Source organism: Comamonas thiooxydans (assembly GCF_000964545.1).
GTDB classification, from domain to species: Bacteria; Pseudomonadota; Gammaproteobacteria; order Burkholderiales; family Burkholderiaceae_C; genus Comamonas; species Comamonas thiooxydans.
The window spans coordinates 291556-314266 of sequence record NZ_BBVD01000007.1; the positions used below are offsets into that span (position 1 = coordinate 291556).

Here is a 22711-nt window from a genome sequence, read left to right on the forward strand (position 1 = left end):
TGTAAAAAGGCACTTTGCTCCCCTTGGAAACAAAGTGCCCGACCAAGCTTTACCGCTCAAGAAGCCAGTTTCAACCAGATCACGCAGCGCTCGGCATCCAGGCCGGGAACCTGTAATGGTTCCACGTGAAACACCTTCACATCGGCAGGCAGCGCAGCAATTTCCTCATCAGGGTGCTTGCCCTTCATGGCAAACCAGATACCGTCCTCGGCCAGAGCCTTGCGCGACCAGGTGGTGAAGTCCACCAGCGACGCAAAGGCACGGCAGCTGATGACCGGATACCGGGTCTTGAGATTTTCCACCCGGTCATGAATACCGCGCAGATTGGGCAGGCGCAAGGCTGCAGCCACCTGCTGGATGAAAGCAGCCTTCTTGCCCACGGTATCCACGCAGTTCACATCGATCTGCGGGCAGCAGATGGCAAACACCACACCGGGCAGACCACCGCCTGAGCCCACGTCCAGCAGAGGCAGGCGCTTGCCTTCTTCCAGCGGCAGGCGGTTCACATGCCGCAGCAAGGCGGGCACGGCGGCCAGGCTGTCGAGCAGGTGATGCGTCAGCATCTCCTGGGGATCACGCACCGACGTCAGGTTGTAGACCTTGTTCCATTTCTGCAGCAGATCCATGAAGGACATCAGCAGATCGATCTGCGCCGGAGCCAGTTCCAGCTTCAGTGCCTGAACGCCCTGCTCCAGTTGGGTACGCAAAACCTGACTCATGCGGAAGCCTCTTCGTTCTGATTGGCAAAGCCCTTGAAGCCGCCTTTTTTCAGATGCACCATGAGCAGCGAGATGGCGGCAGGCGTCACTCCCGAAATACGCGAGGCCTGACCCAGGGTTTCGGGCCTGTGCTTTTGCAGCTTCTGGCGCACCTCGAAGGACAGCGCCGCCACCTGCATGTAGTCGAAGTCCAGCGGCAGACGCAGGCGCTCGAAATGTGCAGCGCGTTCGACTTCATCCTTCTGGCGGTCGATATAGCCAGAGTACTTGGCGGCAATCTCCACCTGCTCGATCACTGGAGCGCTGAGCTCGCCCAGAGCCTCGGGCTGCACATCGGCAGATGCATACCGGCCCTGGTTCATGCCCATGAGCTTGTCGTAGTCCACACCGGGGCGACGCAGCAGATCGAACAGGTTGTATTCGCGCTCCATGGCCTTGCCCAGCACGCGCTCTGACTCTTCCGCTGCCACGACACGCGGGTTCACCCAGGTGGACTTGAGGCGCTCTGTTTCACGTGAAACAGCATCGCGCTTGCGGCTGAAGGAATCCCAGCGCGCATCGTCGACCAGCCCCATCTGGCGGCCCGCTTCGGTCAGGCGCATATCGGCATTGTCTTCACGCAGTTGCAGGCGGAACTCGGCGCGGCTGGTGAACATGCGATAGGGCTCGGTCACGCCCTTGGTGATCAGATCGTCGACCAGCACGCCCAGATAGGCTTCGTCACGACGCGGCATCCAGGGGCCTTCGCCACGGCACTGCAGCGCTGCGTTCAAGCCGGCGAACAGGCCCTGGGCGGCCGCCTCTTCATAGCCGGTCGTGCCATTGATCTGACCCGCAAAGAACAGCCCTTGAATTTGCTTGGTCTCGAAACTGCTCTTGAGCGAGCGGGGATCGAAATAGTCGTACTCGATGGCATAGCCGGGACGCAGAATATGGGCGTTCTCCAGACCCTTCATGCTTCGCACCAGTTCGTACTGGATGTCGAACGGCAGGCTGGTTGAGATCCCGTTGGGGTAGAACTCGTGCGTGGTCAGGCCTTCGGGCTCCAGAAAGATCTGATGGCTTTCCTTGTCCGCAAAACGGTTGATCTTGTCTTCCACGCTGGGACAGTAACGCGGACCTACACCCTCGATCTTGCCGGTGAACATGGGACTGCGGTCAAAGCCGCTGCGGATGATCTCGTGCGTGCGCGCATTGGTGTGCGTGATCCAGCAAGGCATCTGCCGGGGATGCATGGCACGGTTGCCCATGAAGCTGAATACAGGCACTTCACCCTCGTTCACGCCGCCAGGCATGCCGTCGCCGGGCTGTTCCTCGCACTGGCTGAAATCGATGCTGCGGCCGTCGATGCGGGGGGGCGTGCCGGTCTTCAGACGCCCCTGTGGCAGCTTGAGTTCCTTCAGGCGTGCCGACAGGCTCACGGCCGGAGGATCGCCGGCACGGCCTGCTGCATAGTTGTTCAGGCCCACGTGAATCTTGCCATCGAGGAAGGTGCCCGCCGTCAGCACCACGGTGCGGCTGCGGAACTTGAGACCCACCTGGGTGACGGCACCTACCACGCGGTCGCCCTCCACCATCAGGTCATCCACGGCCTGCTGGAAGAGCCAGAGATTGGGCTGGTTTTCCAGCATCTCGCGAATCGCGGCCTTGTACAGAATGCGGTCGGCCTGGGCGCGCGTGGCGCGTACGGCCGGGCCCTTGGAGCTGTTCAGGATGCGGAACTGGATGCCGCCCTTGTCTGTCGCCAGGGCCATGGCGCCGCCCAGGGCATCGACCTCCTTGACCAGATGGCCCTTGCCGATACCGCCGATACTGGGGTTGCAGCTCATCTGCCCCAGGGTTTCGATATTGTGGGTCAGCAGCAATGTCTTGCTGCCCATGCGCGCAGCGGCCAACGCAGCCTCGGTGCCGGCGTGGCCGCCACCGACCACGATCACATCAAATTCCTGTGGGTACAACATATTCCTGCTCCGGGCCAAGCCCGGCCCTTGCCCCTGCACGAAGCAACCATGCCTCGGCTCTCACGGCAGGCGGACATGTTCTCGCGCCATGTCCAGCCCTGCGGGGAACCTGCAATTTTCCCACCATTGGCGCAACAATGCCTTGCCAGGGGGGTTTCACGTGAAACATGGCGGCCTGAAGCCCAGCCTAGATGTTTGCCCTGATAGTCCCGTCTATGCATGAAAAATGCAATTGCTCTGTGCTGCAATCACTGCATGCAAATTCTCATTTTTGCGGGCAGTACCCGCCAGGACTCATACAACCGCAAGCTGGCCAAGGTGGCCGCCTCCATCGCGGAACAACAGGGCGCACAACCCAGCCTGCTGGAATTGTCGGACTACGACATTCCGCTCTACAACGCCGACCTCGAAGCGCAGGGCACTCCAGCCGATGTCATTCGCCTCAAGCAGGCCATGCACAGCCATGCAGCCTGGATTGTCTGCAGCCCCGAGTACAACGGCAGCTACCCTGCCCTGCTCAAGAACGCGATTGACTGGGCCTCCAGCCCGGTCAAGGGCGATGCACAGTGGTCTGATGGCGTCCTGCCCTTTCGCAACAAGGTCGTCGGCATGGCCAGTGCCTCGCCTGGAGGTCTAGGCGGCCTGAGAGCCCAGTCTCACCTCGCAGCGCTGCTATTGAATCTGGAATGCTGGGTAGCACCGCGCAGCCATGCCGTGAGCCATGCTGCAGAGGCTTTCGATGCCCAGGGTCATCTGCTGCGTACACAGAACCAGCAAGGCATGGAGGCTCTTGTGCAGCAGGTGCTGTGGGCTGCAGGGCGCCTGGGCTGAGCAATCTCCTCTCCGATCCGGACTTCTGCCGGCTGCGCATGCATATGAAGTGCAACCGGTTTAGCATGGGCGCTTGTCTTTTCATTGCATAGAGAGCCACTCACCATGAAGCTTTACTACAGCCCCGGCGCTTGCTCCATGTCTCCGCACATCGTGCTGCATGAAGCAGGCCTGCCGCATGAAACCGTGATGGTCAGCACCAAGAGCCACAAGCTCCAGGACGGAACGGATTACTACGGCATCAATCCGCTGGGTTATGTGCCCTTTCTGGTGCTGGACAACGGCGACACCTTGCACGAAGGTCCGGCCATTGTTCAGTACCTCGCCGACCTGGCCCCCGAAAAGAACCTGGCGCCGGCCAACGGCACCGTGGCACGCTACCACCTTCAGGAATGGCTGAACTTCATCAGTACCGAGGTGCACAAGGGCTTCAGCCCCTTGTTCAGCCCCGCAACGCCCGAAGACTTCAAGCCTGTGCTGCTCGGCAATCTGTTCAAGCGCCTGAGCTGGGTCAACGAGCAGCTCGCCAACAAGTCCTATCTGATGGGCGATCAGTTCACCGTGGCCGATGCCTACTTTTTCACGGTCACAGGCTGGGCCCAATTTGTGGGCCTGGACATCTCTGAACTCCAGCACCTTCAGGCTTATCGTGAGCGCATTCTGGCGCGCCCCGCAGTGCAGGCTGCCATGAAGGCAGAGGGCTTGCTCAAGTAAGTTTTTCGACACCCATGCAAACTCAAAAGCTCGGTACCCACCGAGCTTTTTTCATCTGGAGTTCTGCATGACCTCATTGTTCGAACCGATTGAAGCAGGCAGCCTGCGTCTGCCCAACCGCATTGCCATGGCACCGCTGACGCGCAACCGCGCCCCCGACGCGATACCCACGCCACTGATGCAAACCTACTACGTCCAGCGCGCCTCCGCCGGTCTGCTGATCAGCGAAGGCACGGCCATCAGCCACCAGGGACAAGGCTATGCCGATGTGCCCGGTCTTTATGGCGAAGAGCAACTGCGGGCCTGGAAAAAAGTCACCGATGCCGTGCATGCCAAGGGTGGCCGCATCGTCACCCAGCTCTGGCATGTGGGTCGCATCTCCCACAACGTGCTGCAGCCAGACAGCCAGTCCCCGGTCGCGCCCTCCGCGCTGACGGCCCGCTCCAAGACCTATGTGATCGACAAGCAGACGGGGCAAGGCCAGTTTGTCGCCACCTCCGCACCGCGCGCACTCCGGCAGCAGGAGCTGCCGGGCATTGTTCACAGTTTCGCCACCGCCGCGCGCGAAGCCGTACAGTCGGCGGGCTTCGATGGCGTGGAGCTGCATGCAGCCAACGGCTATCTGCTCGATCAATTCCTCAAGACCGGCACCAACCAGCGCAGCGACGACTACGGCGGCAGCATCGAGAACCGCGCCCGTCTGGTGCTGGAATGCGTGCGCTCCGTGGCCGATGCCATCGGTGCCGGAAAGGTCGGCATCCGCATCTCTCCGGTCACGCCAGCCAATGACATCGTGGACAAAAACCCGCAGGTGCTGTTCGAATATCTGGTGCGCCAGCTCGCCCCGCTGGGCCTGTCCTATATCCATGTGATCGAAGGCGCAACAGGCGGTCCGCGCGAGCTGGCGGATCGTCCCTTCGACTACCAGGCGCTCAAGCAGGCCTATCGCTCTGCAGGCGGCAAGGGAGCCTGGATGGTCAACAACGGCTATGACCGCCAGTTGGCCACGCGCGCTGTGGAAAGCGGCTATGCCGATGTCGTGGCCTTCGGCAAGGCCTATATCTCCAACCCCGATCTGGTGCATCGTCTGCGCGACGATCTGCCGCTCAATGCCTGGAACAGCGAACGTTTCTACGGGGGCGGTGCCGATGGTTATACCGACTACCCCTCGGTTGCCTGCCAGTAACTTCAATCCATCAAGCCTCCAGCCCTTTCTCTGATTTGGCTGGAGCCTATCGAATAGAAAGCAAAAGCCCGGTGCATCACTGCAACCGGGCTTTTTTCATGGAACGAGCCGCTCAGGAATGAGCCGCTCGGGGCTCAGGCATGTTCCAGCAATTGCGCCTTCTGACCAGGCAAAGCAGTCTGCGCGGATGCAGGCACCGCCGGTGCCATGCCGGGATGGGCTGCGCCTCTGGGGCTGCGCATGACTGCATGCATCGCGCCGCCCGCCAGCTTGAACTGGCTGACCAGCTGTGCCAGTCGCGCCGCCTGCTCGCGCAGCGATTCTGCGGCGGCGGCAGACTCTTCCACCAGGGCCGCATTCTGCTGGGTCATGCGGTCGATATCACCCACGGCCTGATTGACCTGGCCGATGCCCAGCGACTGCTCGCTGGACGCCGCCGTAATCTCGCCGATGATGTCGCCCACACGCTGTGCGCTGTCCACGGTCTCCTGCATGGCCTTGCCTGCGCTCTCCACCTGGCGCGCGCCCACGTCCACGGTCTGCACGCTGGTGTTGATCAAGGACTTGATCTCGTTGGCGGCCTGGGCCGAACGCTGGGCAAGGCTGCGCACCTCGGCCGCCACCACGGCAAAACCACGGCCCTGCTCGCCGGCACGGGCCGCTTCCACAGCGGCATTCAGCGCCAGGATATTGGTCTGGAAAGCAATGGAATCAATCAGGCCGATGATGTCGCCGATCTTGCGGCTGGAGGCCGAAATCTCCTGCATGCTGTTGACGGCCTGGCCGACGATCTCGCCGCCCTGCACGGCCGTCGAAGAGGCCGAGGCTGCCAGCTGGTTGGCCAGCTGCGAAGACGATGCGGTCTGCTGCACCGTGGCCGTCAGCTGAGCCAGCGACGCGACGGTTTCCTGCAGATTGCTGGCAGTCTGTTCGGTGCGGGCCGACAGATCCTGATTGCCCGTGGCAATTTCCTGGCTGGCCGTGGCGATATTGCCGCTGGCATCGCGCACCTGGGCCACCGTGGTGCTCAGCGATTGCTGCATCTGGTCCAGCGCACGCTGCAGATCCGTCAGCTCATCCTTGCCGCTGACCTCGGCCCTGTGCGACAGATCGCCGCCGGCAATCGTCAGTGCCATCTGGCGGGCCACTTCAAGCGGACGGCAGATGGACAGCATGTTCAGCAAAGTCAGCGGAATCACCACCACCAGCGCCAGGATCACGGCCGCCACAAACATCCAGCGTGTCTGGTCGGCCACGTCGCGCTCGGCTGCGGCCAGTGCATTGGCCTGCTCACGCAGCAAGTTGTCCAGCTGCGCCAGCAGCTTGTCGGCCTCCATGACTTCGGCCAGAGCCTTGCCGCTCATGCGGTTGGCCGTGGTGGCCGAGTCATAGCCACCGGCTTCAAGCTGGCGCGCAACAGGCTCGAAGAGCTTTCGATAAGCGTCGATGTGCCCAATGATGCTCTTGGTCAGCTGTGCGTCCTGCGCGTTCTGGTCGGTCACAAACTTGCCCAATGTCACCTTGGATTTGTCGATGAACATGACCCATTGCTGATAGGCCTTGCGCACCTCTTCGGGCTTTTCGTACTGGATGACCATGTCCTTCTCGCTGGAACGGATGCCACCCAGCTCGGTGCGCAACTGCGCCATATGGCCCGATTTGACAAAGGCGTTGCTCAGAAACTCCTGGCTCATGTCCTGGATGCGGAACATGCCCAACATCCCGGCGCCGCCCAGCAGACTCAGCAACACCATCACCACACCAATGGCGCCCAGCATGCGCGTGCGGATGGTGAAGCCCCGCATCATTTCCAACAGACTCATGAATCCCTCTCCACTTTGAACGACTGGCATTGTCGGGCCAGAACTTGCAAATTGTTTCAGATTGTCACCGACACCAAGAAAAACCCGTGACTGCGATGCCCAAGCCATGGCGATCAGCAATATGACAAGTTCTTATCGGCAGTCTTTGCGGCTTATCAACCCTGCCGGCTTCATGTCTTGTCAAAGGCTTGACCTTGCCATGATGTTAGGGTTGACCATTCAAGACATGGAGTCCGCCAGTCCGGTCGACTCACTTTCTGAAGGAGCCATCCATGCAACAAGTTTTTGAAGTTCAAGGCATGACCTGCGGCCACTGCGAACGCGCCGTCACCAATGCCATCCAGGGCGTCGATGCCCAGGCGCAGATCAAGATCGACCGCGCCGCCAACCGAGTGGAAGTCGAAACCGGCGCCAGCCGCGAGGCCGTGGCAGCCGCCATTGCCGAAGAGGGCTACAAGGTAGCCTGAGCGCAGCCTCTCCCACCGCGCCAGCACCTCACGCGAGCCATCAGAAGGCCGCTGGCGCGTTTTTTCAGGATCGTCCATGCCCAACCACCCATCGACACAAAAAATCGCTCAGAACTGGCCTGTCGTCATCGGCGAGGCTGCACGCCGCGCCGGGGTTTCTGCGCGCATGGTGCGTCACTACGAGTCACTGGGCCTGCTGCCACCCGTGCACCGCACCGACAGCGGCTATCGCCAGTACACCGAAGCCGATGTGCATGCGCTGCGCTTCATCCGCCGCGGGCGCGATCTCGGCTTTTCCATGGACGAGATCGCCACCCTGCTCGGCCTGTGGCAGGACCAGGGCCGCGCAAGCAGCCAGGTCAAGGCCATCGCGCAAAAGCACATCGCCACGCTGACCGAGCGCATCGCCGCCATGCAGTCCATGCAGCGCACGCTGCAGACTCTGGTGCATTGCTGCCATGGGGATGACAGGCCGGACTGCCCCATCCTCGACGACCTGGCCAGCGCGGACACCGACCTGACGCCGGCCCATCACGAACCCAGGGCCCCCACTCCGAGAAGCCGGCGCAGGGCTGCGGCCTGAGGCTGCTCATGGGTTTCACGTGAAACCATCGCCGCCCACGCAGGGCCGCGTCAACAATGAGACATGTTGCACTGCAGCAAATACTGCAGAATACTCTGTGCGATGAATGCGGTTGCTCTCATTCATCTTTTCAAATCACTCAAGCACAAGCATTGCTGACGCGATGCAGGAGACAAACCATGAGCACCAGAGACATCTTCGTTGTCAGCGCCGCGCGCACGGCCATCGGCACTTTTGGCGGCAGCCTCAAGGACGTTCCCAACGCCCAGCTGGCCACCACCGTGGTCAAGGCCGCCATTGCGCGTGCCGGCATCGCTGCCGACACCGTGGGTCATGTGGTGATGGGCAACGTCATCCCCACCGACACGCGCGACGCCTACCTGTCCCGCGTGGCGGCGGTGGACGCCGGCTGCCCCATCGAAACCCCTGCCTTCAACGTCAACCGCCTGTGCGGCTCTGGCCTGCAGGCCATCGTCTCGGCAGCTCAATCGATTGCGCTGGGCGACTGCGAAGTGGCCATTGGCGCCGGCTCCGAATCCATGAGCCGCGGCCCCTACTTCGACATGTCCGCGCGCTGGGGCGCACGCATGGGCGATGCCAAGAGCATCGACTACATGCTGGGCATCCTGCACGATCCCTGGCAAAAAATGCATATGGGCATCACCGCTGAAAACGTGGCCGAGCGCTACAAGATCAGCCGCGTGATGCAGGACGAGCTGGCCGTCATCAGCCAGCAGCGCGCCGCTGCCGCCATCGAGGCCGGCCGCTTCAAGGAGCAGATCGTTCCCGTGGAAATTGCCAGCCGCAAGGGCGTGGTGCTGTTCGACACCGACGAACATGTGCGCGCGGCCACCACGCTGGACACCCTGGCCGGCATGAAGCCCGCGTTCAAGAAGGAAGGCGGCACGGTCACCGCCGGCAACGCCTCCGGCATCAACGATGGCGCGGCTGCCGTGCTGATGATGAGCGAGCAGGCGCTGAAGTCTTCCGGCGCCAAGCCCATTGCCCGCCTGGTCGGCTACGCCCACGCCGGCGTCGAGCCCGCATACATGGGCATCGGCCCGGTCCCTGCCACGCAGAAGGTGCTGGCACGCACCGGTCTGAAGATCGAACAGATGGACGTGATCGAAGCCAACGAAGCCTTCGCCGCCCAGGCCTGCGCCGTGATTCAGGAGCTCGCTCTGGACCCTGCCAAGGTCAACCCCAACGGCTCCGGCATCTCCCTGGGCCACCCCGTGGGTGCCACCGGCGCCATCATCACCACCAAGGCGCTCTACGAGCTTCAGCGCACCGGCGGCCGCTATGCGCTGGTGACCATGTGCATCGGCGGCGGCCAGGGTATTGCCGCGATTTTTGAGCGCGTCTGATCCCCGCGTTTCCGGGAACCTGAAATGCCCATGAAAAAGGCCTGCCAGAGTGATCTGGCAGGCCTTTTTTGATAGCTTCTTGCGCTTTCTAGTGCTTGATTTCAGCATTAATAAATACTGAATTCATTGCCTGGAAAGCGCAGACAGCTACAGCATAAATAGCGTCAAAACGGTGCCTCTTCCGGGGCCGTATCGGCGGGCGCCGTGGCCGGCCCGGTGACCGTCCCCTGGCTCCGCCCCTGTGCCAGACGCACGGGCAGAGTTTCTGCGGCAGGAGCCGACGACAGCGATGCCGGCAGGCCGTCGCCCAGACCCGTACGCCCTTCCCCGCCCAGCGCTTCGATCAGATCGGGAATCAGGCGCGAGAGCTCGCCCGTGGCAATCGCCACATCGGTATCGAAACCGCCATCGTCCTGGCTGTTGCCGTCCATCACTGCGTCGAGCAACGCGATCTTCTTGATCTGCAGACCTTCGCTGAGCACAAAGCTCACGCGGTCATCCCAGGTCATGGCCAGCTTGGTCGGCAGCTTGCCATGCTCGATGTGCTGGCGCACCTCGTCGATATCGAGCGGGTGGCGCGCATAGCGCACCACGGCCTTGGACTCATCGGCGGCCTTGAGCTCGCACTCGCGGTCTATGGAAAAACCTGCGGGCGGCTCCTGCGTCATCAGCCAGTGCGCCATGGCGGCCTGCGGACTGGTCTGCGTATCCAGCAGCGCCACCGCAAAGCCCGGCAGGCCTTCGACCAGCAGCGTCACGATCTCGTCGGCACGGCCTTGTGCACTGGTATCGAGCACCAGCGTGCGCGCCTGCGCATCGATCCAGACCCACATGCTGCCCTGCTTGGTGAAAGCCATGGGCAGCAGGTCCAGCTTGGCCTCGTCCTTGAGCTCTTTCTTTTCCTTCTTGCCGGGCTTGCGGCCCTCGGTCTTTTCGATGTGCTCGGCCTTCTCGTTGACCTTGCGGTTGAGCACGCTGGCCGGCAGCATCTTGGACTCGCTCATGAAGCGCATCACCCACTGGCCGGCCACGCTTTCCGCCAGCGGGCCATGGGCCTCGCCGCGCGGCGGCACCCAGCCCACGGAGCGCTCCTGGGTCGCACCGCACTCCTCAAACACCGTCTTTTGCAGCGCATCTTCGAGCTGCTGCAGATCGCCCTGCCAGCTCTCGGCAATGCGATAAACAATCATGTTCTTGAACATCAAAAACCTTTGCTAAACCTTCAATCGTCGCCAGCTCCTGCAGCTGGATCTCGCGGGAAAAAATCGGCCGCCAATGCAGCCCATGCATGCATTGTTGCGCAGTCGCAGCCACTCAAACTTATCAAATCTTTACAGAGCGGCTGCAAAACCTCACGTCTCAGAAACATGGGGGGTCCACACTTCAGTCATCCGCTACCGAATGCCCATTCAGGAGCAAGACCAGGCGGCCACTTCTTCCACTTCAACCGAAAAGGAAACAGACATGACCCGCTTTCGCCAGACATTGACCAGCGCCGCTGTGGCAACCGCCCTGCTCGCCTCGCTGAGCCTGCCCAGCTTTGCCCAGACTACCGCTGCCGCCGAGCAGCCTGCCGCAGCCCAGAAAGCGCCAGAGACGCACAAGCACCAGCGTGGTGACAAGCGCGGCGACCGCATGGAGCATATGAAGCAGCGCATGGAAAAACTCAAGGCCGATCTGAAGCTGACGCCTGCGCAGCAAACTGCCTGGACCACCTACACCCAGGCCATGAAGCCCGGTGAACGCCCTGCCCCCGGCGACCGCGAAGCCTTTGCCAAGCTGACCACGCCCGAGCGCATCGACAAGATGCGTGAAATGCGCGGCAAGCGCATGGCGGAAATGGACCGCCGTGCCGAAGCCACCAAGGCCTTCTACGCCCAGCTCAATGCCGAGCAGAAAAAGACCTTCGATGCGGCCACCCTGCACATGCATCACCAGCGCGGTGAGCACCATCACGGCCATCATGGCGGCAAACCCGGCCAGGAACGTCCCGCAGCTCCTGCCCCTGCGGCCAAGTAAGCCGAGTTCAATCGCCTTCTCCATAAAAGCCCCCGGTCGTCATGACCGGGGGCTTTTTTCATTTCGATATCAATTGGCTGACTACCAACGCAAGCGCTTGCCGACAGAACATTTATTCACAAGCTTCTAAATTCATATCCACAGAGGGAGCGAAATCAAGGCATTGTCGTAGTATCGATATCGCGACCAGATTCCAAGCATTTAGATGGCAATTGACATGAAAAAACTGCAATTAGCAACAAATCTTGTAGTCCCCATGCTGATCGGCCTGACAAGCCCCATGCTTCATGCACAGCCTGTGCAATCCTCGACCAGCGCCCTCTATCTGCAATACGGCTCGGCGGAGCACAGCACCGACAGCTGGACAGGCGGCGTCATCCTCCCCTGGAACTGGAGCTACGCCCTTGGCTCGGGTCGGATGACGGGTTACTGGGATCTCTCTGTCAGCCGCTGGTCGGCCGACTATCAGGGCGGCAATCGTTCAACCTGGGTTCTGGGTGCACAACCCACATTGCGCTGGCGCCCCTCTCAAGGCCAGCCTCCCTGGTTTCTGCAAGCCGGCCTGGGCGTGAGCTATGCCATCAACCACCGCTTCATCACCGATCACAAGGAATTTTCGACCCGCTACAACTTTGCCAGCCATATAGGCATCGGCTACCTGTTTGGCGAGCAACTGAAAAACGAGATCAGCCTGCGCTTCGAGCACCAATCCAATGCAGGCATCAAGCGCCCCAATCCGGGAGAGAACTTTCTTCAGCTGCGATACGCACGCCACTTCTGAATTCCCGGGGCAGCGCTATCCGGGTCGACCTGGCCGCCCAACGGGCGGCTTTTTTCATGCTTTGCAGCGGTTGCACGGCCTGTGAATAAACATGGTGATAAAAGCCAAGGAAATTTTCTGTTTTCCACAGCTAGGCTGGCTTCTGGAAAGTTGTTCCCAAATCAATGACATCGGCAGCCCATGCAAGGGCACAGACTTTGGAAAAGTCTAAGTTATTGATTTTAAATGAACTTAATTACTTATCAACAATTAAGTGGACTACTTACTATTACTACTAAGTAAAAAGATAAGACTAGAAATAACAACTTTGGCCGAAGTGTACACAGCAATCTGAGATGGTCTGAATAAAAAAAGAGGCTAATCAGATCCGCTTCAAGAAGTTCTTGCTACATCACACCCTTGACATCTGATGTGCTCAAGCATGTCTTCATCAGTTGTTCACTATAAAAATAATAGCTAAAAACGTATATATATCAACGGATAAATAGCATTTAATTCCAATCAACAGAAAAATGGATTTCTGTGGATAAGCGGATATCAACTTTCATGTTTTCCACAAAAATATGGAAGAAGGCCAAGTTGTTCATGGATCGAGGACAGCAGCAACCGTCATTTGTCTCCATGTTTGTCATTACGCAAGATGCTTGATTTGCCTTGAGTTTTTAAAGTTATCAACAGCAGATGCCAAGTCTTACTACTACGACTATATTTTTATAAAACTTCTAAAGAACAACTGAAGGCAAAGTCGCAGGCAAAAGCAGGGGCCATGCAAAATTGCAGCTGATCAGACGCTCCAATCCCTTTGATTCAGAGGGAAGTCCAGAAAAAAAGGGCTTTGGGAAAATTGACGCGCCAGATCTCGAAAAATTGGCGTAAGATGCGCCTCCTCAATGAAATGAGGTGGGGATAAATTCCCATTGAAGAGTCTTTGAAGCGACTGTTATCCACAGAATGTTATGAACAGCTGGGGGAAACTGGCCAAACGTGCGTGCAATCGATATCAGCCATGATTGCGCCCTGCTCGTTCAAAAAAATTCAACGATCTATAGATCATTGTTTTTAAAGAACTTTTCGCTTTTCGCTTGTCGGTGAAGCAAGACCCGGCCCAGATGTGGCAAGCGCTGGGAAAGTGCGGCACCCGCCAACACCGACAGGTCTGAAATCCGGAGTTGCTCAACAACCATGGGGTCTGCAGCGCACCTGCCCGGCTGCGCCGCTTCGGGCAAGACCTTGCGGGTTGCCAGTCCTGCAAGACGGATGCCGTCTCGCATTGCCCGGCAACTGTTAGAAAAATTACAACTGCGCGGAGTGCGCCGGGACTGAGTGAACGTGCGCAGGAAGGGCGCTGCAGCAGTGCAGAAAAGAGCCATGCTGCAAAGGCCTGGAGCGCTGAAAACCTGTCTCAGGAATGGCGCAAAAGAGCAGCGAAACGGCCTTGGATCAGCAGTGTGAAAGGCGCGCTTCGCTCAGGACGTCAAGGCATTGAAACAGGGCGCCGTTGCAGCGTGAAGGGCGGCAGGCCCTTGATGAGCAATTGACCGTAGCTGGTGCCCGTCAGGCGGCGGTCATAGCAGTACACATGGGCCTGGTCTTCCTCGGTCCGGATGGCGCGGCCTACCCACTGGGCCAGGCGAATGGCCGTGGCCGGCACCACCAGCTCGTTGAAGGGGTTGCGGCCGCTGCTGCGCAGCCATTCGGCTCTTGCCTCGCCAACAGGGTCATCGGGCGGAGCAAAGGGCAGCTTGGTGATGAACAGGGACTCGCAGAGCGCTCCGGGCAGGTCCAGTCCTTCGCCAAAGGACTGCATGCCGAAGATGATGGAGGGCTCGCCCATCGCCACGGCCTCACGATGGCGTGCCAGCAGAGTCTGGCGGGGCAGGGCGGTCTGCACCAGCACCTGGTTGCGCATGCTGGTGGAAAGCGCGTCCACGGCCTGGCGCATCTGCTCGCGGGATGTGAACAGGACCAGTGCGCCGGCCTCTATGCGGCTCAGATCGTTCAACAGGGCCTCGACCATCTCCTCGGTAAAGCGGGCGGCTTCGCGCGGGTCTGAGGCCGTTTCACGGGCCACCAGCGTGCCCTGGCGCGCATAGTCGAATGGGCTGGGCACTTCCAGCGTGGTGACGGAATCGTCATTGGCCAGCCCCGCTTCGCGCAGAAAGAAGTCGAAGTGGCCGCAGCTGGTCAGCGTGGCGGATGTCAGCACCGCACCGCGCACCTGCGACCACAGGTGCTGGCGCAGGGTGGAGCCGGGCTGTATGGGGCTGGCATGGGCCTTGACCACGATGAACTCGCCGTCCATCTCCAGCGTGAACCACTTGGCATGGGGCACCATCTTGCCGTCGCCATCGCTCTCGTTGTTCTGCAGCAGCAATTGCGTGGTGTTGAAGATGGCTTCCAGCCTGGGCGCCAGGGCGCCTACCTGCGCATAGACGGTGGACAGGCGTTGTGCTTCCTCGGGTTGTTCCTTGATTTCGGCACGCAGAGCCTTGGAGACGGCACGCAGCGCATCCAGAAAGCCGTCGGCATGGTGCGCAATCTGTCCCAGAGGCTCCAGAAGGGCCTCTGGCAGCATTCCGCGGGGTGCCCGTACCCTGGCTGGCCCATAGCTGTCTTTCTGCGATTTGAGAGTCTCTCCGTAGTGCTCCATGACCAGCCGCGCCAGCTCCTGCATCTGCTGGCGCAGCTGACCCGCATGCTTGGGCACGTCGGCCAGTTCCTCGACTTCGGCGACCTGGTTCACGCGCAGCGCACGGCTGGCCAGCTTGTCGATCCAGCCCAGGCGGCTCAGATCCATCTCGCCGGCAAACTGATCCAGAGCCGTGGAGGGCAGGTGGTGGGCCTCATCGAGCACGAGCAGGCAATTGTCCAGCTCGGGCAGCAGCTTGGAGCCCAGCGAGGAAAGCAGCAAATCATGATTGGCGACAATGACTTGCGCCGCCACCAGGTCTTTGCGGCGTTCGTAATAGACGCAGTTGCCGAAGGCCGGGCAGTGCTTTCCGGTGCATGAAGAGGACTCGGCTGCCACGGGGCTCCAGGCCTCGGCCTCAGGCGGGGTCTCCAGCGAATCGCGGTCGCCGTTCCAGGCCTCCGTGGCCAGCGCATCGGCCATGGATTTGTAGAACTGCATGCGGGCCTGCAGTTCATGCTGAGGACGGCTGAACTTGGTCTGGCCCTGCTCATCGCCAAACAGATCGTCCATCTCGTCCTGTGCTTCCCCCGTGCTCGCCAGACGTTCCAGCTTGAGCTTGCAGACAAAGCGGCCACGCCCCTTGGCCAGTGCGAATTTGAATGGCTGGTCCAGCTTTTGCGCCAGAGCCGGCAAATCCTTGTTCACCAGCTGTTCCTGCAGCGCCACCGTGGCTGTGGAGATCAGCACGCGCGTGCCGCGCGACAGCGCCATGCGAATGGCCGGAATGCTGTAGGCCAGCGATTTTCCGACCCCGGTTCCGGCTTGCACGACAGCGATGGCACGACGCGGTTCCGGTTCGCCTTCATCGACTTTTCCGAGCTGGGCCTGGCTCAGCGTTTGCGCGATCTGGGCCGCCATTTTTCGCTGTCCATCACGACTGCGAAACCCCGGCATGGCCCCGACCACGGCATCAAAGGAATTCAGGGCCTCTTCAGCCCACTTTTTTTCATGCATTTCAGCGTTTTTTGAGACGCAAAGACGCTGTGCTTTGGCGTTTTATAAGTATTCGTACAGAGATATGTATCAAATAAGATTGAATTTCTTATGTGATACGGCATACAAAACAGGGGAGTTTGTATGTTCTGCGCTTGTATCCAGTGGGCGGTTTCAATGAAACTTTTCCACCACTTGTATGTGACTTGTTCATTGTAGTTGTGGATTCCGTCCATGGTAGTTACCAAGAAACTTATCCACAGGGAGATTGGAGAATTGGCCTGTACATATCCTGGAGACAACCATGTATTCATGTCTGTGGATATAGTTGTTAAATTTTTATGAATAAAAACTTTTTCTAGATTTTGATACTGCTGAGGTTTTTCGGGATCTGCATAGTTTTCAAGCGCTGTGAGTAAGTTTATCCATGGCTTGCATCGCTCTTGCAGGGTATGGAGTTCTCGGTTTATCCACAGGTTAGACGGATCTGCTCCTGAAGGCATTCAGGCTCTGAATTTTCCACTGATGACGGTCATGCCGCTGGTTTGTATGCCAGAGCGGTCATTTCTGTTGAAATCCGGGATGCGGAGGAGGGAGGGGCGCAATCTATCCACTGCGTGGATAACTTCAAAGCTCTACTTTTGATAGTAGATATCCATTGCTTATCAATGGATTGATCGTGTTTTCTGAGGAATTCAGAGATAAGGCGTGGCCTTGGCTTTGGTCACGATTTTTGGATACTTTTAATACTCATGTATGAAAAAATACATGAAAAATGCCTGTTTTTTGAGCAATTGACAGATGCTGTCAATGAATTGCCTGAAAAACGGGCAATTCGTCGAGTCTGCAGGCTGATTTCCCTGTTCAACCCTGGCCCGGCTGCTCTCTGGTCGTGCTTGTACCTGTGTCCGGTCTTACCAAACCGTAATGCGTGTGTCATCCACGCAGCTGGGGGCTGTTCCTAGCATGGTGGCATCACTGCAAGTGAAGCCGCGGACCAGCTCGTCACTTGCCAGTCATGGAAAAGGGTGAACGATGAACAAAAGCCTTGTGGGACTGCCGGGAGCGGCACATTTACCAAACTGGACATGGGCAAGACTGCCGGTGGTGGCTGCGGCCATTGCCGTGGCGGGTCTGTTGGGTGGCTGTGATGCCTCCAAGGCCACCGAGGAAGCGAAGAAACCGGTTGCGCAGCTGCCCAAAGGCTTTATTCAGGTCAAGCCAGAATCCGTGAAGATGCTGGAGATCGCGCCCGTGGCCGATCCGCAAGGGGTGCAGATGGCCTGGGCTCCTGCGCACGTGGCGTTTGTCGAGGATCGTGTGGCTTCGGTTGCAGTGCCGTTATCGGCGCGTGTCGTGGCTGTCAATGCGCATGTGGGCGATATGGTCAAGGCCGGTGATTTGCTGGCGACGCTGGTCAGCCCCGATGCACTGCGCACCCGCTATGACGTGGCTGCGGCCAAGACCGCACACGACGTGGCTGTGGTGGAAGCCCAGCGCCAGCAGACCATGGTGGACAAGGGCGTGGGCGTGGAGGTCGATCTGCGTGCCGCGCAGGCCAAGCTGCGTGAAACCTCGCAGGAACTTGGTCGTGCACAGGGCACGGCAGCGCTGCTGGGCTCCGGTGGCGGCGATCGGATCGAGCTGCGCGCACCGCGTGCCGGCATCGTGGCCGAGCGCAAGGCCGTGGTGGGTACCGCTGCCGAGCCGGGAGCGGCGCTGTTCATGATTGGCGATCCCCAGGCCATGAATGTGGTCGCTGAGGTGTTCGAGTCCGATCTGCCAGGCATTCGCCTGGGCAGTTCCGTACAGGTCGAGGTACCGCAGCTGCCCAAGCCGATCAAGGGCACGGTCCGTCATCTGGGGGCCACCCTGGACAAGGAGTCGCGCCGCGCTGCCGTGGTGGTGGAGCTGAGCGAACAGAACCCGGTGCTGCGTCCCGGCATGCAGGCCAAGGTGGGCGTGCAGTTGTCGAATCTGCAGGAGATGCTGATTCCCGTCACTGCCGTGCTCATCAAGGATGAGAGCCGCAGCGTGGTCTATGTGCAGCATGAGAACAACCAGTTCGAGGCACGCGTGGTGACGCTGGGGCGTCCATCGCGCGGCATGGTGCCGGTGATCAGCGGCCTCAAGGTCGGTGAGAAGATCGTGGTGCGTGGTGGCCTGCTGCTCGACGGCGCGGCCAGTCAGCTGCTGTAGTCCCGGCAGGAGTCTGAACCATGCTGCGTTCATTTATTGCATTTGTCGTCCATCGCCGGCTGCTGGCGCTGTGCGCCACGCTGGCGATTGCCATCTATGGCGTCTACGCCTATCTGCAGACAGCCATCGAAGCCTATCCTGACGTGACCAATGTGCAGGTCGGCGTGATCACCCAGGCACCGGGGCTGGCTCCTGAAGAAGTGGAGCGCCAGATCACCCAGCCGCTGGAGCGTGAGCTCAACGGTACGCCGGGTCTGATATCGCTGCGCTCGGAGAGCTATTTCGGCCTCTCCATGATCAACCTGGTCTTCAACGACGACGCGAAAAGTTTCACCGCGCGCGCCGAGGTTTCGCAGCGTCTGCCGCAGGCAGATCTGCCCAACGGCGTGACGCCTGAAATGGCGCCTGACTACACGCCGCTGGGCAAGATTTTCTACTATCGCCTGCAAAGCGACAGGCACACTCTGGCGCAGCTGCGCACCGAGCAGGAATGGCATGTGGTGCGCGTGCTCAAGCAGGTGCAGGGCGTGGCCGACGTGGTGAGCATTGGCGGCTTCGTCAAGGAGTTCCACGTTGAAGTGGACCCCGAGAAGCTCTACAGCCTGGGCCTGTCGCTGGACGATGTGAGCGATGCACTGTCCAAGTCCAACCGCAACGTCGGCGGTGGTCTGATGCGTCGCGGCGAACAGTCCTTCATCATTCGCGGTATCGGCCTGTTGCGCAATCCGCAGGAGATTCAGGATGTGGTCGTTGCCATGCGTGGCAAGGCTCCCGTGACCATCGGTGACGTGGCGCGTGTCGCGCAGTCGCATACGCCGCGTCAGGGCTCGGTGGGCATGGACGACCAGAACGATGTGGTGCAGGGCATTGTGCTGCTCAAGCGCGGCGCCAACCCTTCCATCGTGCTCGATGACATTCATGCCAAGGTCGATGAGCTCAACAGTGGCGGCCTGCCTGAAGGCATGCACATGGTCACCAACTATGACCGCTCCGATCTGGTGGGCCATACGCTCAAGACCGTGCAGCACAACCTGCTGTTCGGGGCCACGCTGATCGTGGCCGTGCTGTGGCTGTTCCTGCGCAGCCTGCGTGGCTCGCTGATCGTGGCCACCGTGATTCCGCTGTCGCTGCTGGTGGCCTTCATCGGCCTGCACTGGCTGGGCATGCCCGCCAATCTGATCTCCATGGGAGCCATCGACTTCGGCATCATGGTGGACGGTGCCGTGGTGCTGGCCGAGAACATCATCCGCAACGCACGCCAGCGCAAGCCGCAGACGGCGAACGACATGCGCCACATCATTGTGGATTCGGCCGTTGCCGTGGCCAAGCCCACGCTGTTCGCCATGGCCATCGTGATTGCGGCGCTGATTCCCGTGTTCTCGCTGCAGAGCATCGAAGGCCGTATCTTCCGCCCGCTGGCCATGACTTACAGCTTTGCCCTGCTGGGTGCGCTGGTGTTTGCCATGGGGCTGGTGCCTGCGCTGTGCGCCCTGATGCTCAAGCCCAAGCATGTGATGGTGGAAGAGCCCAAGATCTTCGACCGCGCGCATCATGGCTACCAGCACTGGATCGCCAAGGTGCTGGGCGCCGCCAAGCGCCGCACGGCTGTGATTGCCGTGTTCGTGAGCGTGCTGGTGGTGGCCGGGGTTTCAGCCAAATGGCTGGGCACCGAGTTCCTGCCCGAGCTCGATGAGGGCGATGCCTATGTGCTGGTGCAGATGCCTGCTTCCATCTCGCTGGAAAAAGGCCAGGAAGTGCTGCGCGATGTGCGTCTGCGTCTCAAGGTCTTCCCCGAGGTGATCACCGTCACCACGGAGCAGGGTCGCCCCGAATCGGGAACCGACAACGAGACGCTCAATCTGGCCAAGGTGCTGGTGCGCCTCAAGCCCCATGGCGATTGGCGCAAGGGCTTGACCAAGCCCGCGCTGATCGAGGAAATGCGTGCGACGCTGGGTGAAATTCCTGGCGTGGCCTTCAACTTTGCGCAGCCCATTCGCGACAGCGTGGAAGAGTCCACATCGGGCGCGCGCGGCCAGGTGGTACTCAAGCTGTTCGGCCCCGATATTCCCACCCTGCGCGGCATTCTTCAGCAGACCAAGTCGCTGGTGAAAGGCATCGACGGAGTGGTTGACCTGGATCTGTATCGCGATGCTCCGGCGCCGCAGGTGCATGTGCAGTTCGATCGCCAGGCGCTGGCACGCCAGGGCATCGCCATGGAAGACGCGCAAAAGACGCTGGAAGTGGCCCTGGCAGGCAATGTGGCCACCACTCTGTGGGAAGGTGAATTCCCCGTGCCGGTGCGCGTGCGCCTGCCCTATGTAGACCGCATGGACGAGGAGCGCATTCGCAACATCGCCATACCGCTGCCCGATGGTGGCTCGGTCCCCCTGGGATCGGTAGGTACGGTCAGCATGAAGATCGGCAACTCCTCCATCTTCCGCGAAGGCAATGCGCGCTATATGGCGCTCAAGTTCAACGTGGAAGGCCGCGATATCGGCTCGGTAGTGAAGGACACGCTGGCCACCTTCAAGCAGAACGTGAAGCTGCCCGAAGGCTACCAGGCCGTCTGGGGCGGCGAGTGGGAGAACCAGCAGCGTGCGGCTGCACGCCTGAAGGTGGTGGTGCCGCTGTCTCTGGTCATCGTCTATGCCCTGCTGTTTGGTGCGCTGGGCCAGGCCCGCAGCGCCGGCATCATCCTGCTGTGCGCGCCGTTTGCCATGGTGGGCGGCATCGCAGCCTTGCATCTGGCACACATCGAGCTGTCCATCAGCGCGGCCATCGGCTTTATCGCCTTGCTGGGTCAGGTGGCTTTGGCGGGCTTGCTGGTGGTCTCTGCGGTCGAGGATTTGCGCCGCCAGGGTATGCCCTTGATGCAGGCGCTGATCGAAGGTGCAGCCGAGCGCATGCGCTCCATCATTCTGGTGGCACTGCTGGCGCTGCTGGGCCTGCTGCCCATGGCTCTGTCTACCGGCGTGGGTAGCGAAACCCAGCGCCCCTTTGCCTCGGTCATCGTTGGCGGCATGGTGGTGCTGCCACTGGTGGCGCTGGTGCTGCTGCCCGTGCTGTATGCCTTGCTGGGCCCCAAGAACATGTTGACGCAGGAAGAACGTGATGAAAGCGCTCAAGATGAATAAGTGGCACTCTCTGGCCATGGCCGCTGCACTGTGCTGCGGCGCTTTCAGCGGCACAGGCCATGCTGCCGAGACTATGGATGCAGCCGCACAGAGCAATGCTGCAGCGGGCCGTCTGGCGGCCCCTGCACAGCCTGTGACCCTGCAGGAATATCTGCGCATCGTCGTGCAGAACCAGCCCAATCTGGCGGCAGATCGCATGCAGCTGGATCTGGCAAAGGCAGACAGCAAAACGGCTGCCACCATACCCAATCCCGCCATGCACTACTCCAGCAAGCGCGGAGAAAAGGAATGGGGTGTGGAGCAGGCCATCCCCATCTTCGGCCAGCGTGGCATGCGCATCGAGAACGCCAGGCTGGGCGAGAAGGCCGCCGCGGCGAATGCCGATGTCGCAGTCGCCGTCACCATGAGCGATGCAGCCCATGCCTTCAATGAGCTGCTGGTGGCCCAGCAGCGCTATCAGGTGTGGTTGGCTGCCCGTGATGAGCTGGAGAAGGCCGGCAACATCGTCAAGGGCCAGATCGAAGCAGGCACGCGCAGCCGCTATGACGGCGCGCGCCTTAACCTGCAACAGGCACAGATGAGCATGCAGGTCAGCAAGGCCCAGGCCGCCTTGCGGGATGCAGCATCACGCGTGGCCAGCATTGCCGCCTTGCCGCAATGGCAGGTGCGTGTGGAAGGCAGCCTGCAGGCCACTGACATTCGCAAGGCAGCCAGCTACGAGCAGCTGTGGAACCAGGCGCAGAACCAGTTGCCGAGTCTGCGTGCCGCGCAGGCCGAGCTCGACAGGTCGCGCCAGAAAATCAAGCTGGAGCAGCGTGAAGCATTGCCCACGCCGTCCTTTGGTCTGGCCCGCATTCGCAACAGCGTGGATGGCAGTTTCAACCAGGTGGGCGTGAGCGTGGAGATCCCGCTGTTCGACCGCCGTCAAGGCCCCATCGAGCGCGCCAAGGTCGAGGCCGATCAGGCCGAGCTGCGCCGCGATGCGGCTGTGCTTGCCGCCCAGTCCGAGCTGCAGCGCGCCTTGCAGCAGCTGTCGCTGCGCCGAACGGCCGTGCGCGACTACGAGAAGGAAGGGCTGGCGCAGATTGCGCCGCTGCACCAGATGGCACAAGACGCCTACAAGCTGGGCAAGGGCACGATTCTGGAGCTGATCGATGCGCTGGGCTCGATCACCGAGCACAGGCTGGAGCATCTGGAGCTGGTCAAGGACATGCTGGATGCGGAGTGGGAAGTGCGTCTGGCCAGCGGCGATCTGCCACAGGTGCAGCCTTGAGCGAGGCGAGGGAGATGGCACAAACCCCT

The 22711-nt window shown here is 60.5% G+C and carries 16 protein-coding genes; 11 read left to right on the forward strand and 5 right to left on the reverse strand.

Annotated elements, in window-relative coordinates; genetic code table 11:
• Positions 1-56 precede the first annotated feature (56 nt).
• Together rsmG and mnmG are read right to left on the reverse strand one after the other, a co-directional pair.
• Positions 57-719, reverse strand: a complete 663-nt coding sequence (rsmG, locus tag Cth01_RS12045) for a 16S rRNA (guanine(527)-N(7))-methyltransferase RsmG (protein ID WP_012836558.1) — start codon at positions 717-719, stop codon at positions 57-59.
• Positions 716-2680, reverse strand: a complete 1965-nt coding sequence (gene mnmG, locus Cth01_RS12050) for a tRNA uridine-5-carboxymethylaminomethyl(34) synthesis enzyme MnmG (RefSeq protein WP_034351159.1) — start codon at positions 2678-2680, stop codon at positions 716-718. The genes rsmG and mnmG overlap by 4 nt, the downstream gene beginning before the upstream one ends.
• Before the next feature lie 255 nt (positions 2681-2935).
• Between mnmG and Cth01_RS12055 the strand changes: the two genes are divergently transcribed.
• The 3 genes from Cth01_RS12055 to Cth01_RS12065 all read left to right on the forward strand — a co-directional run bounded on the left by Cth01_RS12055 (position 2936) and on the right by Cth01_RS12065 (position 5411).
• Positions 2936-3511, forward strand: coding sequence for an NADPH-dependent FMN reductase (locus Cth01_RS12055; protein WP_034351157.1), 576 nt, complete (start codon positions 2936-2938; stop codon positions 3509-3511).
• A gap of 105 nt (positions 3512-3616) precedes the next feature.
• A complete protein-coding gene (gstA, locus tag Cth01_RS12060) occupies positions 3617-4225 on the forward strand; it encodes a glutathione transferase GstA (RefSeq protein WP_003065291.1) in 609 nt (202 codons plus the stop codon).
• Positions 4226-4292: 67 nt separating this feature from the next.
• Positions 4293-5411: an alkene reductase gene (locus Cth01_RS12065; protein ID WP_045839314.1), complete on the forward strand. Its 1119-nt coding sequence runs from the start codon at positions 4293-4295 to the stop codon at positions 5409-5411.
• A gap of 134 nt (positions 5412-5545) precedes the next feature.
• Here the strand turns inward: Cth01_RS12065 and Cth01_RS12070 are convergent, their stop codons facing one another.
• Positions 5546-7234, reverse strand: a complete 1689-nt coding sequence (locus tag Cth01_RS12070; RefSeq protein WP_034406650.1) for a methyl-accepting chemotaxis protein — start codon at positions 7232-7234, stop codon at positions 5546-5548.
• A 272-nt stretch (positions 7235-7506) separates the two neighbouring features.
• Between Cth01_RS12070 and Cth01_RS12075 the strand changes: the two genes are divergently transcribed.
• From Cth01_RS12075 to Cth01_RS12085, 3 genes are all read left to right on the forward strand, one after another.
• On the forward strand, positions 7507-7701 hold the full coding sequence (locus Cth01_RS12075; protein ID WP_012836553.1) for a heavy-metal-associated domain-containing protein: 195 nt from the start codon (positions 7507-7509) through the stop codon (positions 7699-7701).
• A 76-nt stretch (positions 7702-7777) separates the two neighbouring features.
• On the forward strand, positions 7778-8284 hold the full coding sequence (cueR, locus tag Cth01_RS12080; protein WP_034351148.1) for a Cu(I)-responsive transcriptional regulator: 507 nt from the start codon (positions 7778-7780) through the stop codon (positions 8282-8284).
• 179 nt (positions 8285-8463) lie between these two features.
• The gene (locus Cth01_RS12085) at positions 8464-9651 is read left to right on the forward strand and encodes an acetyl-CoA C-acyltransferase family protein (protein WP_003072098.1); all 1188 of its coding nucleotides are present in this window, start codon (positions 8464-8466) and stop codon (positions 9649-9651) included.
• Between the two features lie 164 nt (positions 9652-9815).
• Here the strand turns inward: Cth01_RS12085 and Cth01_RS12090 are convergent, their stop codons facing one another.
• A complete protein-coding gene (locus Cth01_RS12090; RefSeq protein ID WP_034406644.1) occupies positions 9816-10853 on the reverse strand; it encodes a recombination-associated protein RdgC in 1038 nt (345 codons plus the stop codon).
• A 262-nt stretch (positions 10854-11115) separates the two neighbouring features.
• Here Cth01_RS12090 and Cth01_RS12095 point away from each other — a divergent pair, with 262 nt between their 5' ends.
• The gene (locus Cth01_RS12095) at positions 11116-11670 is read left to right on the forward strand and encodes a Spy/CpxP family protein refolding chaperone (RefSeq protein WP_045839417.1); all 555 of its coding nucleotides are present in this window, start codon (positions 11116-11118) and stop codon (positions 11668-11670) included.
• Positions 11671-11887: 217 nt separating this feature from the next.
• Positions 11888-12451: an acyloxyacyl hydrolase gene (locus Cth01_RS12100; protein ID WP_045839315.1), complete on the forward strand. Its 564-nt coding sequence runs from the start codon at positions 11888-11890 to the stop codon at positions 12449-12451.
• A gap of 1474 nt (positions 12452-13925) precedes the next feature.
• Here Cth01_RS12100 and dinG read toward each other — a convergent pair.
• On the reverse strand, positions 13926-16097 hold the full coding sequence (gene dinG / locus Cth01_RS12105; protein ID WP_072248247.1) for an ATP-dependent DNA helicase DinG: 2172 nt from the start codon (positions 16095-16097) through the stop codon (positions 13926-13928).
• A 1014-nt stretch (positions 16098-17111) separates the two neighbouring features.
• Between dinG and Cth01_RS12110 the strand changes: the two genes are divergently transcribed.
• The 3 genes from Cth01_RS12110 to Cth01_RS12120 are packed head-to-tail and all read left to right on the forward strand — an operon-like array spanning position 17112 to position 22682.
• Positions 17112-18275 (forward strand): efflux RND transporter periplasmic adaptor subunit, encoded by a 1164-nt coding sequence (locus tag Cth01_RS12110; protein WP_034347924.1) that lies wholly within the window; start codon positions 17112-17114, stop codon positions 18273-18275.
• 20 nt (positions 18276-18295) lie between these two features.
• Positions 18296-21409: an efflux RND transporter permease subunit gene (locus tag Cth01_RS12115; protein ID WP_012836546.1), complete on the forward strand. Its 3114-nt coding sequence runs from the start codon at positions 18296-18298 to the stop codon at positions 21407-21409.
• Positions 21387-22682: a TolC family protein gene (locus Cth01_RS12120; RefSeq protein ID WP_045839418.1), complete on the forward strand. Its 1296-nt coding sequence runs from the start codon at positions 21387-21389 to the stop codon at positions 22680-22682. The genes Cth01_RS12115 and Cth01_RS12120 overlap by 23 nt, the downstream gene beginning before the upstream one ends.
• The last annotated feature ends 29 nt before the right edge of the window (positions 22683-22711 follow it).

Excerpts from the sequence above, each read along its gene's own strand:
- Cth01_RS12070 (WP_034406650.1), bottom strand. The coding sequence starts at position 7,234 with ATGAGTCTGTTGGAAATGATGCGGGGCTTCACCATCCGCACGCGCATG.
- Cth01_RS12100 (WP_045839315.1), top strand. The coding sequence starts at position 11,888 with ATGAAAAAACTGCAATTAGCAACAAATCTTGTAGTCCCCATGCTGATC.
- Cth01_RS12095 (WP_045839417.1), top strand. The coding sequence starts at position 11,116 with ATGACCCGCTTTCGCCAGACATTGACCAGCGCCGCTGTGGCAACCGCC.
- rsmG (WP_012836558.1), bottom strand. The coding sequence starts at position 719 with ATGAGTCAGGTTTTGCGTACCCAACTGGAGCAGGGCGTTCAGGCACTG.
- Cth01_RS12110 (WP_034347924.1), top strand. The coding sequence starts at position 17,112 with ATGAACAAAAGCCTTGTGGGACTGCCGGGAGCGGCACATTTACCAAAC.
- mnmG (WP_034351159.1), bottom strand. The coding sequence starts at position 2,680 with ATGTTGTACCCACAGGAATTTGATGTGATCGTGGTCGGTGGCGGCCAC.
- Cth01_RS12120 (WP_045839418.1), top strand. The coding sequence starts at position 21,387 with ATGAAAGCGCTCAAGATGAATAAGTGGCACTCTCTGGCCATGGCCGCT.
- Cth01_RS12085 (WP_003072098.1), top strand. The coding sequence starts at position 8,464 with ATGAGCACCAGAGACATCTTCGTTGTCAGCGCCGCGCGCACGGCCATC.
- gstA (WP_003065291.1), top strand. The coding sequence starts at position 3,617 with ATGAAGCTTTACTACAGCCCCGGCGCTTGCTCCATGTCTCCGCACATC.
- dinG (WP_072248247.1), bottom strand. The coding sequence starts at position 16,097 with ATGCATGAAAAAAAGTGGGCTGAAGAGGCCCTGAATTCCTTTGATGCC.
- cueR (WP_034351148.1), top strand. The coding sequence starts at position 7,778 with ATGCCCAACCACCCATCGACACAAAAAATCGCTCAGAACTGGCCTGTC.
- Cth01_RS12090 (WP_034406644.1), bottom strand. The coding sequence starts at position 10,853 with ATGTTCAAGAACATGATTGTTTATCGCATTGCCGAGAGCTGGCAGGGC.
- Cth01_RS12065 (WP_045839314.1), top strand. The coding sequence starts at position 4,293 with ATGACCTCATTGTTCGAACCGATTGAAGCAGGCAGCCTGCGTCTGCCC.
- Cth01_RS12115 (WP_012836546.1), top strand. The coding sequence starts at position 18,296 with ATGCTGCGTTCATTTATTGCATTTGTCGTCCATCGCCGGCTGCTGGCG.
- Cth01_RS12055 (WP_034351157.1), top strand. The coding sequence starts at position 2,936 with ATGCAAATTCTCATTTTTGCGGGCAGTACCCGCCAGGACTCATACAAC.
- Cth01_RS12075 (WP_012836553.1), top strand. The coding sequence starts at position 7,507 with ATGCAACAAGTTTTTGAAGTTCAAGGCATGACCTGCGGCCACTGCGAA.